Raw genomic sequence first — 11294 nt, forward strand, 5'->3', positions numbered from 1 at the left:
CTCAGGATATGCTTCCGCCTAAACACAGCATGCTCTAGAGCGTGATCGCCGGAGGGCGGCATCGCCCGGAGGCGTGAATCTGCTCTACAATCCATAAGCTAGAGCGGTTTCGCGCTGCACAGTCAGCCTGAAACCGCTCTAATGCCCTCGCGGCCATCGGCCCGACGGGCCCGGACCCGCGGCCTGGTCCTGGCCCGGGGGCGTTGGCCGCCGAGGGGCAGCGCCCTGCCAGGGGCCCGGGGCGGCGCCGCGCCTACTTCGCCGCCTCGGCCTCCACCTCCACCTTGAATTTCGGGTCCGCCAGCCCGGCCACGATCAGCAGCGTGCTGGCCGGCCGGTGCTCGCCCAGCCAGGCGCCGCGCGCCGCGCGCCAGGCGGGGATCAGCGCCGGATCGGTCAGGAAGACCGTCATCTTCACCAGATTCGCCTGGGTCATCGCATGGGCGTCCAGGATGGTGCCGATATTGGCCAGGGCCTGGTCGATCTGCGCCGTGCCCTCCTCCACCACGCTGCCATCGGGCTTCACCCCGACCTGGCCGGAGAGCACCAGGCGCTCCGTCGCGCCGGAAACCAGGGCAGCATGGGAATAGGCGCCCGGGGTATGGACGCCGACAGGATTGGACAGCGTGACGGCCATGGTCGTTCCTCCTTCACTCGCGGGGCAGGGTTTCGCGCTCCACCGGGGCGGGGGAGGGCGCCGGGATGGTGCCGTCCGGGTTCGGCGCCACCGCCGCCAGGAATTCCCGCAGGCTGCGGCGCACCTGGAATTCGAATTCCACGTTCAGCGCATCCAGCGTCTGGCGCAGCAGCGCCTCATCCGCCCGGCGGCGCTCCGCATCCGGGCCGGAGACGGCACGGCGGGTCCCGGCCTCCACATAGCCCATGCGGCTGCCCAGGGGGGAGACGATTTCCAGACGGCAGGCGAGCACGCAGGAAAGGCTCTCCCGCCCCTGGATGAGCTGGGAGGTGGCGACGGTGAACACCGCCTTGCCCTCCGTCCCCACCGCCACCAGCCGGTCGCGGGCCATGATGCGCACCGCCTCGGCCGGGGTGGGGGAAAGGCGGGCGCCGACATCGCCGATCGTGGTCGCCGGCGTTTCGTCCGAGATCTGGATCTCGCCGACATTCAGCGGCAGGGGGATCAGGTAGCGGTAGCCGATCGGGGTGGCCGGCACCGGGGCGGGGTCTCGGCCACAGGCGGCGGCGAGCATCGGCAGCAGCAGCAGGGACCGCCGGTGCGGCATGCGGGCAGGCTCCTCGCGGGTGGAAAGGGGCGAGGCTAACCTTGGCGGGGCGGGGCGGCTAGAGCGGTTTCACCTCGCCTGCGCTCGGTGAACCCGCTCCAGCTTCTTGTTCTGTCGCATTTTCCGAGTCGTCCGGCGATTCCGCCGGACTGGTAAATGCTCCAGTGTCCCGCCCGCGAAGTTCGCTGGATTTCCAGCGAGCGCAGCGGACAAGCACGCCGCTGAAAACACAAGCGCCCGATTCCGAAGTCCTGCGGACTTAAAGCGGGATCGGTTGAGCTGCGCTCACCCGCCCCGCTCTAGCTCATTGTTCGGTCGCGTGATTCACGGTTTCGGTCGATTCGACCTCAACCGATCACGCTCTAGGAATTGGGCCACTGGGGCGGGATCGGTTAAGCCTCGCTCACCCGTCCCGCTCTGGCGCATTGTTGGTCGCGTGATTCACGGCTTCGGTCGACGCGGCCTCAGCCGATCACGCTCCAGCCTCGGGTGTTGCAGCGCAGGCGGCGGGCGGCGGCTTGCCGCGCGGCTTGCTGCCGCGCCACCCCTTGGCCCGGCCGCGGCCGGTTGTGCGAGGCGCTGATCGTCCGGAACCCGGGGCCCATGGCGGCGCGCAGCGACGCCATGGGGGGTCTCAGTGACGGCTCCGCACCTCGGCGCGCTCGAAGCGGAAGGCGAGGTTGCAGAACTCGCAATTCATGGTGATGGCGCCATCCTCCTGGGCCATGTGGTCCAGGTCATCCTCCCCAAAGCCGGCCAGCACGCCGGAGAGCTTGGCCCGGGAACAGCGGCAGCCATAGGAAAGGGCGCGCGGCCGGTCCAGCGCCAGCCCCTCGGCATGGAACAGCCGATGGAGGAGCTGGGCGGACGGCAGGGCATCGTCCAGCAGCTCGGCATCGGTCAGGGTGCCGGCCAGGGCCAGGGCGGTGCGCCAGGCTTCCTCCTGCGCCTCCTCATCCAGGGCGGGGTCGATGCCGCCCTCCCCCGCCACCCGCTCCATGATGAAGGCGCTGGCGCGCCAGCCCGCCTCGGTGCGGTCGCAGGCCAGGCGGATATGGGCGCGAAGCTGCTCCGAGGTGCGGAAATAGCTGTCCGTCATCTCCGCCAGGGTGTCGCCCTCGATGGCGACGATGCCCTGGTAGCGATCCATCTCCGGCCCCTGGTCGCAGGTGAAGGCAAGGTAGCCCTTGCCCAGCAGGGCGCCGGCCTCCGGCATCGGGGCAGCGTCCAGGGCGGCGTCCAGCGCCTCCGGCTCCGCCCTGGCATAGCCGCGGAGGGCACCGGTTTCGGTGCAATCCGCCAGCAGCATGGGCACCGGGCCGTCGCCCTTGGCCTGCAGGGAGAAGCTGCCGCGGTATTTCAGCGCCCCCGCCAGCCCGGCCGTCAGCGCCAGGGCCTGGCCGGAAAGCCGGGTGACGGCGGGGTGGTTCTCATGGCGGGACAGCAGGGCGTCGGCCAGCGGGCCAAGGCGGATGAGCCGGCCGCGCACCGGCTTCAGGTGCAGGTGAAAGGGCACCACGCCGCGCGGCACGACGATATCCGGCACCGGCGGCCGGTCATGCTGGAGGAAATCCGGGGTGGCGGAGGGCTGGGTCGGATCGGACAAGGCAAAAAACCTTCGGGCGCACAGCGGCGCATGGGGCGGGCGGGCGGCCCCATAGATAGGTGCCCGGCAGCGCCGCGCCCACCCTGCCCCCGAGTGCAAGGCCCCCCGGGGTCCAGGGCCCCGACCCAAGCCCGCACCCAAGGCTCCGATCAAACCCCTGGCCCGAGAGCCCCTGGCCCGCCTCAGGGGCCGGGGCTCATCCCAGCCCGAGCGCCCAGAGCAGCACGCCCTTCTGGGCGTGCAGCCGGTTCTCCGCCTCGTCGAACACCACGCTTTGCGGTCCGTCCATCACCGCATCGGTGATCTCCTCGCCGCGATGCGCCGGCAGGCAGTGCATCACGATGGCGTCCGGCGCGGCCCTGGCCAGCAGCGCTTCATTGAGCTGGTAGGGGGCGAGGAGGTTGTGGCGGCTGCTAGGCCCGTCCGCCTTCTCGTCGGACATGGAGACCCAGGTATCCGTCACCACGCAGCTTGCGCCGGCGACGGCCGCCACCGGGTCGGCGGTCAGCTCGATCTTCGCGCCTTCCTTCCGCGCCCAATCGACCAATTGCGCCGGCGGCGCCAGCTCCGGCGGCGTGGCCAGCCGCAGGGTGAAGCCGAACCGCGCTGCGGCTTGAATAAAACTTTGCGCCACGTTGTTGCCGTCGCCGGTCCAGGCCACCACCTGGCCGGCGATCGGGCCGCGATGCTCCTCGAAGGTCATCACATCCGCCATGAGCTGGCAGGGATGCGAGACATCGGTCAGCCCGTTGATCACCGGCACCGTGGCGTGCCGCGCCAGTTCCCGGATCTTCGCCACGTCGTCGGTGCGCAGCATGATGGCATCGACATAGCGCGACAGCACCCGGGCGGTATCCGCCGGCGTCTCCCCCCGGCCGAGCTGCATGTCCTTCGAGGAGAGCACGATCACCTCGCCGCCGAGCTGGCGGATGCCGAGCTCGAAGGAGACGCGGGTGCGGGTGGAGGGCTTCTCGAAGATCAGCGCCACGGATTTGCCGGCGAGCGGCTTGCCGGCGATCTCGCCGCGCTTCGCCTTCACCCCGAGATCGAGCATGCGGCGCAGCACCGCCGGCTCGATATCCATCAATTCCAGGAAGTGGCGGGGGGGCTCGCGGCCCCCCCTTTCCGTCTTCACCGCGGCCAATGAGGCACTCATTGCGCCGCCGCCTTCTCCCCGCCGGGCAAGCCATTGGCCGGCGTGCCTTGCGGCGCGACACAGAGGCAGGCCCGCTCCAGCAGGCCGAGCGCCGCATCCACCTCGGCCTCGGTGATGATGAGCGGCGGGGCGAAGCGCAGCACATTCATGCCGGCGGCGACGGTCAGCAGCCCCTCCGCCGCGGCGGCGTTCTGCAGGTCGCCGTTGGCGACCTCCGGCCGCAGCTTGAGGCCGACCAGCAACCCCATGCCCTGCACGCCTTCCACCAGCTTCGGGTGGCGGGAGGCCAGCTTCTGCAGCCCGTCCCAGAGGTAGCGGCCGACGCGCTCCACCTGCTCCAGGAAGCCGGGGGCGAGGATCACGTCCAGCACGGCATTGCCGGCGGCGCAGGCCAGCGGGTTGCCGCCGAAGGTGCTGCCATGGGTGCCGGCCTTCAGATACTTCGCCACCTTCTCCTTCGCCAGGATGGCGCCGAGCGGGAAGCCGCCGCCGATGCCCTTGGCCGAGGACATGACGTCCGGCTCGATCCCGGCCCATTCATAGGCCCAGAGCTTGCCGGTGCGGCCCATGCCGGTCTGCACCTCATCCAGGGCCAGCAGCACCCCGAATTCGTCGCAGGCGGCGCGGATCTGGCGGAGGACGTCGAGCGGCGCGGGACGCACGCCGCCCTCGCCCTGGATCGGCTCGATCATCACCGCGGCGGTGCTGCCGTCGATGGCGTCCCGCAGCGCGTTCATGTTGCCGAAGGGGATGTGTTTGAAGCCCTGCACCGGCGGGCCGAAGCCGGCCAGGTATTTCTCGTTGCCCGTCGCCGCGAGCGTCGCGAGCGTCCGGCCGTGGAAGGCGCCCTCGAAGCAGATGGTGACGAAGCGCTCCGGATGGCCGTTCTCCGCATGGTATTTGCGGACGGCCTTGATCATCCCCTCATTCGCCTCGGCGCCGGAATTGCAGAAGAAGACGCTGTCGGCGAAGGAGGTCTCGACCAGCCGCGCCGCGAGCTTCTCCGCCTGCGGGATGCGGTAGAGATTCGAGGTATGCATCACGCGGGCCGCCTGCTCGGCGATGGCCTGCACCAGATGCGGATGGGCATGGCCGAGGGAGGCGGTGGCGATGCCGGCGCCGAAATCGAGGAATCGTCGCCCATCCGCCGTCCACAGCCAGGCGCCCTCGCCCCGCTCGAAAGCGAGGTCGGCGCGGTTGTAGGTGGGCATCAGGGCGGGAATCACGGGATCTGGCTCCAACCTTCCCCTGCCGGGGCGAAGACCGCCCAGGCTTCCGCGGGGAAGCCACGGATTTGGCCGGAAAGGGGGGGGCGCGTCAAACGCGGATGCGTGAAATTCCGCGCATGGCCCCGCATTGCCCGGGCCAGGTCCAGGGCAGGCCCTGGCATGGCCGCCGGAAATCGCTGCTGGAGCACGGCCTTGGGCATGGCGGCGGCGGCGCCCATGGCCGTGCGCGCGACGTAGGACAACACGGTGCGCGCGACCAGCCCGGGCCCCATGTGCGCAGGTTCGGAAGTCGGGGGCTTTGCCCGTTGAACGCAGCACATGCCTGACCCCCGCCCGGGGGCTGGACCAGCCTCCGACCCCGGTGTGGGTTTCAGATCCGACGGTTCAACCCGCCAACTCGCGGCGGGGTCCGGGGGGAAGCCTTCCCCCCGGCGGGAGTGCAGAGGGCAGAGCCCTCTGCCAGGGCCAACTTCGCGCCCGTGGGGCGGAGCCGCCTGCCCGGGAAGGCCCCGCTTAGCCGCGCCGCTCGGCCGACTGGTCGTAGCTGAAGCTCGGCAGCTGGGTCAGGCTGTCCTTGGTGGCGCCCGCCATGGTCCAGCGCTGGCCGTTCTGCGTGGTCTGCAGCCGTTCATAGGGCACCGCCACCAGCTTCGCGCCGATGCCGAGGAAGCCGCCGACCGAGAGCACCGCCACCGGCTGGCCGCCGCCCGGCGGGATCAGGATGTCGTCGACCGAGCCGATGCTCTCATTGTTTTCGTTGTACACGCTGGAGCCGATCAGCTTGCTGGCGCGCCGGCCATTCGCCGCTGCCATGCTGTCCACCGGCATCGTGCCCGTGGTGGCGCCGGCGCCGGTGGCGCTGCGGTCATTCTCCGGATGCGCGCCGGACATGTTGGTGCCGAGCGCGCGGTCCGTGGCGCGGCCGGCGGCGGTGCCGGGCGGGTTGCCGGGCGTACCGTCCGGCGGGGAGGTTTCCGCGCCGCGCTGCGGGGCGGCGGCGGGCGGGGGGTTGCCGGTCGTGCCGTCGCGCGGCGTGACCTCGCGCTGCTGCTGCGCGAGCACGCCGCCCGAAGCGTCGCGCGGCGCGGTGCCGGTGCCGTTGTTCTGCTGCGCGAAAGCGGGCAGGGCGAGCAGCGCGGCGGCCGCGGTCATGGCGAGCAGGGACTGCCGTTGCGTCATGGTGTGTGGCCTCCTCCTTTGCTGCATCCGTCGTGCGGATGAGGCCGGTGTAACGCGAGGCTGTCGGCGGAGGTTGCCTTGCCGCTCCCGCCTGCCGCCGGCGCTGCGCGCTCCGCGCCGCGTGAGGCTGGGACGCCGAGGGCGGAGGGCGGAGGGCGGAGGGCGGCATCCGCTTCGCGCGCATCGCGCTCCAGCCCCCCGCCCGATCGCGCGAGGCACGCTCCCCGATGGCCGCGCCTCGAGCGATCATGCCCCTTGCCCGACCGCCCGGTTCACGCTTTCCGTCCACCGCGCCCCGAGCGGCCGCGCCCTACAATCCGGCGTCGGCGGGAACGGTCACCTCGCCGTCCACGATCTCCACCGGCACCGCTTCCAGCGCTTCGCCGATGCAGGGGCCGGTCACGCACATCCCGTCCTCGATGCGGAAGCGGGCGCCATGGGCGGAGCAGATGATCACCTGCCTGCGCGTATCCAGGAAGCGGTCCGGCAGCGGCTCCAGCGGCAGGCCGATATGCGGGCAAGAATTCACATAGACATAAACCTGCTCCCCCCGCCGCACCGCGAAGAGGCCGGTGAAGCCGCCCGGCGCCGCCGGGAAGCCGCGGGCGGCATTGTCCGGGATCTCCTCCAGCCGGCAGAGCACCCGCCGTCCCGCCTCACTTTCCGCCATCACGACTCCCCCTTGGCCCCCTCGGCCAGCCCGTGCCGTTCATGCCATTCGGCGATGCTCTCCTCCGGATACTCGTCATGCAAGCGGTCCCGCTTGCCGCGCTGCACCTGCACCCAGTCCGGCTTGTAGGCCAGCATGAGGTGCGTGCTGTCCGGCGGCACCGGCAAGGGGGTGTCGATGGCCGAGGCGAAGGGGTGGATCAGCTCCGGCCAGCGCTTGTCGTAGAGCCAGAGGGCGCTGCCGCAAAGGCTGCAGAAATGCCGCTCCGCCGGGCTGCGGCGGGCGCGGGCCTCGCCCTCCTCCCGCAGCTTCGCGTGATAGACCGTGACGTGCCTCTGCCCGGTGACCTTCAGCGTCGCGGCATCGCCGCCGAGGTTGATGGCATAGCCGCCACCGCCCTGGGTCTTGCGGCAGATGGAGCAGTAGCAGCGCTGATAGGGGTAGGGGTGGTCGCTTTCGAGGCGGAATTTCACCGCGCCGCAATGGCAGGAGCCTTGGAGATGCATCGGGCTCTCCCTTCAGAGCATGATCACCGGGGCTGTGATCCCCGAAAAGCCCTGGCGGCGCGACCGGAAAATCGCTCGGCACGGGCGGCGCGCAGGAAAAGGTGAAGGCGGCCCGCGCCGGGGCCGGCCGCGGGGGCCATGCGCTCAGCCCTGCAGCGCCGCCAGCAGGCGGTCGGCCCGCGCCGCGACGCTTTCCCGCGGCAGGATGAGGAGACGGTAGCCGAGGCGGCGATAGGCGTCCTCGAGCCGGGCATATTCCGCCACCGCCGCGTCGAAGCCATGCCGCCGCGCCGGGTCGGTGGCGTAGATTTCCGGCCAGGGCGGCGTCAGGAAGACCGTCGGGTGGTAGCGATGGGCCCGGCCCAGCGGCTGCAGCGCCGGCGTGCCGGTCGCGTGCTCCAGCGCCGCCGCCGCGTCGATGAGGCCGCGGTCGAAGAAGACCCGGCCCGGCAGGGAAGCGGCGGCCGCCCGGTCCGCCAGGGCCAGCGCGATGGCGCGGCGGGCGAAGCCGGCGAGGTCCAGCCAGGGCAGGGCGCTGCCGCCGCTCGCCTGCTCGGCGGCGATCACCCGGCGGCCGGGCTCCTCCACCGTGGCATGGCCGCGCCGGCGGAGCTCGGCGAGCAGGGTGGATTTCCCACCGCCGGAGCAGCCGGAGAGGATGACGAAACGGTCGCTCATCGGGCGTCTCCCTTCGCACGGCAGTGCGGCCCGCCGCGGCCGGGCCGCGATCCGCGCGGGCGGCCGCGGCGCCGGCACCGGCCGGGCGTTCCGGGGGCGCACGCCCCTGGGCGCGCTTTATTTCCCCTTCACCCCCGCCATCCGGCAGAGCAGCGCCCAATGTTCCGGGCTGACCGGCATGACGGAAAGCCGGGACTGCCGGACCAGCGCGAATTCCGCCAGCGCCGGGTCCGCCTTGATGGCGGCGAGGGTGACGGGCCTGGGCACGGGCTTCACCGCCTGCATGTCCACGCAGACCCAGCGGCCGGTCTCGTCCGTCGGGTCCGGATAGGCGGTGCGCACCACCTTCACGAGGCCGACGATCTCCTTCCCCACATTGGAATGGTAGAAGAAGGCCAGGTCGCCCTTCTGCATGGCCTTGAGGTGGTTGGCCGCCTGGGCGTTGCGGACGCCGGTCCAGGGCTCGGTGCCGTTGGCCACCTGCTGGTCCCAGGAAAACGCATCCGGTTCGCTCTTCACCAGCCAATAGGCCATTGCCCGCCCCTCGGAAGCCGGCGGGGCAGGCGCCGGCTTCACGCCCGCCTACCGCGCCAGGCCATTGTTCAGCCGTACAATTCCCGCCTTCCGGCGAAGCCGCCAGGCGATCGCGCTGCCCTGGCGCTCCGATGCCGCGGTCCAGGACAGCGGACCCAGGACGCCAGCCCCTGTTTTCAGTGGCCTGCTTCTCCGCCCCCTGCGCCGGGGGATCCGGCGAAGGGGGCCGGCAGGACACCAACCCCGTCGCGCCATCCCCGCCTGCGGGCGAAACGCCCCGGGGCGATCACGCACCTGGCCGGAAGATTAACCCGGCGAGCCGATGCTTCAATCCGCGGCGATTCGCGCTAGTTAGGGGCCGTGGACACCGCCGACGCACCGCCGCTCGCCGGCCCCGCCCCGGCCAGGGGGGGCTCGCTGCACCGTTTCGCCAATCCCGGCCGCTTCCTGCGGCTGAGCGGGCGGGTGCTGCCCTGGCTCAGCGCCGCTTCCCTGCTGGTGCTGGCGGTGGGGGTGGCCTGGGGGCTGTTCTTCTCCCCGCCCGATTGGCAGCAGGGGGAGACGGTCCGGCTGCTCTACATCCATGTGCCCATGGCCTGGCTGTCCATGGGGGGGTATGTCGGGCTGGCCATCGGCTCCGTGTTCGCCCTGGTCTGGCGGCACCCGCTGGCGGATCTGGCCTGCCGCGAGCTCTCGCCGGTGGGCGCGCTGGTGACGGCGCTCTGCCTCGCCACCGGCAGCCTCTGGGGCAAGCCGATGTGGGGCACCTGGTGGGTCTGGGATGCGCGGCTGACCAGCGTGCTGGTGCTGTTCTTCCTCTGGCTGGGCCATGCCGCCCTGGTCCGGGCCTTCGACGACCAGGAGCGGGGGGCGCGAATGGGCGCCATCCTGGCGCTGATCGGGGCGGTGAACGTGCCGGTGGTGAAATTCTCCGTCGATTGGTGGAACACCCTGCACCAGCCGGCCAGCGTGACCAGGATCAATGCGCCGGGGCTGCATGTGGATATCCTCTACCCGCTGCTGGTCTGCGCCCTCGGCTTCACCCTGGCCTTCGCGGCCCTGGTGCTGGCGCGGGTGCGGGCGGCGGTGATGGAGCGGCGCATCCGGACGCTGCAATTGGCGGCGGCGCGGCGGGCGGAGAGTCCGGCGATGCAGGCGGCGGCGCGGGGCGTGGAGGGCTGAGGCGGATGGCATGGCGGCCGACATCATCCGATGACGGTGGCGCCGAGGGGCGCCGGGGCCGGCAGCGGATGGCGCCGTGGCAGACCGGTGGCTGCGGCGATGCGGGGCGCGGCGGGTCGGAGCGGATGGCGCCGCGGCGGACCGGTGGCTGCGGCGATGCGGGGCGCGGCGGGTCGGAGCGGATGGCGCCGCGGCGGACCGGTGGCTGCGGCGATGCGGGGCGCGGCGGGTCGGAGCGGATGGCGCCGTGGCGGCCCGGTGACCGCGGCGGCGCGGGGCATGGCGGGCTGGACCGGGCGGCACCGTGGCGGTCCGGTGGCCGCAGCGGCGCGGGGCGCGGCGGGCTGGACCGGGCGGCACCGTGGCGGTCCGGTGGCCGCAGCGGCGCGGGGCGCGGCGGGCTGCGCCGGATGGCCGGACGCGCGCCATGAGCCTGCACTGGGCGCATGTCGCGGCGGGCTACGCCCTGGTCCTCGGCGGCTTCGCGCTGCTGGCGGCAGCGACGGCGATGCGCCATGCGGCGGCGAAGCGACGGCTGGCGGCGCTGGATCCCCGCCAGCGGGCAGATGGCGGGCGGGCGGCAGGCAGGCGGAAGGCGGGATGACGAAGAAGCGTAGGCGGCTGTGGGTGCTGCTGCTCTGCGGGCTTGGCCTCGGCAGCGCCACCGCCCTGACCCTGACGGCCTTCCAGGACAATCTGGTGTTCTTCCGCTCGCCCTCCGATATCGCCGCCACGGCGCCGGCGCCGGACCGCGCCTTCCGCCTGGGCGGGCTGGTGGAGGCAGGGAGCGTGACACGGGAGACGGGCACGGATGGCCGCCCGACCGCGCGCTTCACGGTGACGGACGGGGCGCATGCGGTGCCGGTGACCTATACCGGCGTGCTGCCGGATTTGTTCCGCGAGGGGCAGGGGGTGGTGACGCTCGGCAAGCTCGGCCCGGACGGCGTGTTCCGCGCCAGCGAGGTCCTGGCCCGTCACGACGAGACCTACATGCCGCCCGAGGTGGCCGACGCGCTGAAGCGCAGCGGCCACTGGAACCCCAGCCAGGGCGCGGCGCCGCCGGCCTCGAGCTGGAATACGCTGGAGCCGGCGCGGAGGAACGGGTCGTGAGGCATGCATTCTCCCTCCCCCGCCCCGCGGGGGGTTGGGCGCGCTGCGCCCAACGGGGTGGGGGTGTGGTGGGGGCGCAGCGCGGACTGCGCCTTAGCCCCCCTGCTTGTCGCAGCGCCGTCCTCCCGAAACCCGCGCCACGGCCAACCACCCCCACCCCGTTGGACGCAGTGCGTCCAACCCCCCGCCAGCGGGGGAGG

General features: G+C 72.1%; 14 protein-coding genes. 3 read left to right on the top strand and 11 right to left on the bottom strand.

Annotation, left to right across the window (positions count from 1 at the left end):
* Positions 1-253 precede the first annotated feature (253 nt).
* From E5N76_RS18720 to E5N76_RS18765, 11 genes are all read right to left on the bottom strand, one after another.
* The gene (locus tag E5N76_RS18720) at positions 254-637 is read right to left on the bottom strand and encodes a RidA family protein (protein WP_149538848.1); all 384 of its coding nucleotides are present in this window, start codon (positions 635-637) and stop codon (positions 254-256) included.
* A 13-nt stretch (positions 638-650) separates the two neighbouring features.
* A complete protein-coding gene (locus E5N76_RS18725; RefSeq protein WP_149538849.1) occupies positions 651-1244 on the bottom strand; it encodes a hypothetical protein in 594 nt (197 codons plus the stop codon).
* A 464-nt stretch (positions 1245-1708) separates the two neighbouring features.
* Positions 1709-1870 (bottom strand): hypothetical protein, encoded by a 162-nt coding sequence (locus E5N76_RS29650; protein WP_187830260.1) that lies wholly within the window; start codon positions 1868-1870, stop codon positions 1709-1711.
* An 8-nt stretch (positions 1871-1878) separates the two neighbouring features.
* Positions 1879-2850 carry an Hsp33 family molecular chaperone HslO gene (gene hslO, locus E5N76_RS18730; RefSeq protein WP_149538850.1) on the bottom strand — a complete coding sequence of 324 codons (972 nt, stop codon included), beginning with the start codon at positions 2848-2850 and terminating at the stop codon, positions 1879-1881.
* 196 nt (positions 2851-3046) lie between these two features.
* Positions 3047-4006, bottom strand: coding sequence for an ornithine carbamoyltransferase (gene argF, locus E5N76_RS18735; RefSeq protein WP_149538851.1), 960 nt, complete (start codon positions 4004-4006; stop codon positions 3047-3049).
* Positions 4003-5232: an aspartate aminotransferase family protein gene (locus E5N76_RS18740; protein WP_187830261.1), complete on the bottom strand. Its 1230-nt coding sequence runs from the start codon at positions 5230-5232 to the stop codon at positions 4003-4005. The genes argF and E5N76_RS18740 overlap by 4 nt, the downstream gene beginning before the upstream one ends.
* A 516-nt stretch (positions 5233-5748) precedes the next feature.
* Positions 5749-6414 carry a PRC-barrel domain-containing protein gene (locus E5N76_RS30095; RefSeq protein ID WP_207792019.1) on the bottom strand — a complete coding sequence of 222 codons (666 nt, stop codon included), beginning with the start codon at positions 6412-6414 and terminating at the stop codon, positions 5749-5751.
* Between the two features lie 310 nt (positions 6415-6724).
* The gene (locus E5N76_RS18750; RefSeq protein WP_149538852.1) at positions 6725-7084 is read right to left on the bottom strand and encodes a Rieske (2Fe-2S) protein; all 360 of its coding nucleotides are present in this window, start codon (positions 7082-7084) and stop codon (positions 6725-6727) included.
* A complete protein-coding gene (locus tag E5N76_RS18755; protein WP_149538853.1) occupies positions 7084-7590 on the bottom strand; it encodes a GFA family protein in 507 nt (168 codons plus the stop codon). Before E5N76_RS18755 ends, E5N76_RS18750 begins: the two co-directional genes overlap by 1 nt.
* Before the next feature lie 144 nt (positions 7591-7734).
* Positions 7735-8268, bottom strand: coding sequence for an AAA family ATPase (locus tag E5N76_RS18760; RefSeq protein WP_149538854.1), 534 nt, complete (start codon positions 8266-8268; stop codon positions 7735-7737).
* A 117-nt stretch (positions 8269-8385) separates the two neighbouring features.
* The gene (locus tag E5N76_RS18765; RefSeq protein WP_149538855.1) at positions 8386-8802 is read right to left on the bottom strand and encodes an EVE domain-containing protein; all 417 of its coding nucleotides are present in this window, start codon (positions 8800-8802) and stop codon (positions 8386-8388) included.
* Positions 8803-9162: 360 nt separating this feature from the next.
* On the opposite strand from E5N76_RS18765, the gene E5N76_RS18770 reads away from it, so the two are divergent.
* The 3 genes from E5N76_RS18770 to ccmE all read left to right on the top strand — a co-directional run bounded on the left by E5N76_RS18770 (position 9163) and on the right by ccmE (position 11094).
* Entirely contained in the window at positions 9163-9984 is an 822-nt protein-coding gene (locus tag E5N76_RS18770) for a heme ABC transporter permease (protein WP_149538856.1), read from the top strand.
* Between the two features lie 427 nt (positions 9985-10411).
* Entirely contained in the window at positions 10412-10588 is a 177-nt protein-coding gene (locus E5N76_RS29655; protein ID WP_187830262.1) for a hypothetical protein, read from the top strand.
* The gene (gene ccmE, locus E5N76_RS18775) at positions 10585-11094 is read left to right on the top strand and encodes a cytochrome c maturation protein CcmE (protein ID WP_149538857.1); all 510 of its coding nucleotides are present in this window, start codon (positions 10585-10587) and stop codon (positions 11092-11094) included. The genes E5N76_RS29655 and ccmE overlap by 4 nt, the downstream gene beginning before the upstream one ends.
* Positions 11095-11294: the final 200 nt, after the last annotated feature.

Source organism: Siccirubricoccus phaeus (assembly GCF_008360935.1).
GTDB lineage: Bacteria > Pseudomonadota > Alphaproteobacteria > Acetobacterales > Acetobacteraceae > Siccirubricoccus > Siccirubricoccus phaeus.

Coding starts and splice junctions, on each gene's coding strand:
- E5N76_RS18720 (WP_149538848.1), bottom strand. CDS start 637: ATGGCCGTCACGCTGTCCAATCCTGTCGGCGTCCATACCCCGGGCGCC.
- E5N76_RS18725 (WP_149538849.1), bottom strand. CDS start 1,244: ATGCCGCACCGGCGGTCCCTGCTGCTGCTGCCGATGCTCGCCGCCGCC.
- E5N76_RS29650 (WP_187830260.1), bottom strand. CDS start 1,870: ATGGCGTCGCTGCGCGCCGCCATGGGCCCCGGGTTCCGGACGATCAGC.
- argF (WP_149538851.1), bottom strand. CDS start 4,006: ATGAGTGCCTCATTGGCCGCGGTGAAGACGGAAAGGGGGGGCCGCGAG.
- E5N76_RS30095 (WP_207792019.1), bottom strand. CDS start 6,414: ATGACGCAACGGCAGTCCCTGCTCGCCATGACCGCGGCCGCCGCGCTG.
- E5N76_RS18750 (WP_149538852.1), bottom strand. CDS start 7,084: ATGGCGGAAAGTGAGGCGGGACGGCGGGTGCTCTGCCGGCTGGAGGAG.
- E5N76_RS18755 (WP_149538853.1), bottom strand. CDS start 7,590: ATGCATCTCCAAGGCTCCTGCCATTGCGGCGCGGTGAAATTCCGCCTC.
- E5N76_RS18760 (WP_149538854.1), bottom strand. CDS start 8,268: ATGAGCGACCGTTTCGTCATCCTCTCCGGCTGCTCCGGCGGTGGGAAA.
- E5N76_RS18765 (WP_149538855.1), bottom strand. CDS start 8,802: ATGGCCTATTGGCTGGTGAAGAGCGAACCGGATGCGTTTTCCTGGGAC.
- E5N76_RS29655 (WP_187830262.1), top strand. CDS start 10,412: ATGAGCCTGCACTGGGCGCATGTCGCGGCGGGCTACGCCCTGGTCCTC.
- ccmE (WP_149538857.1), top strand. CDS start 10,585: ATGACGAAGAAGCGTAGGCGGCTGTGGGTGCTGCTGCTCTGCGGGCTT.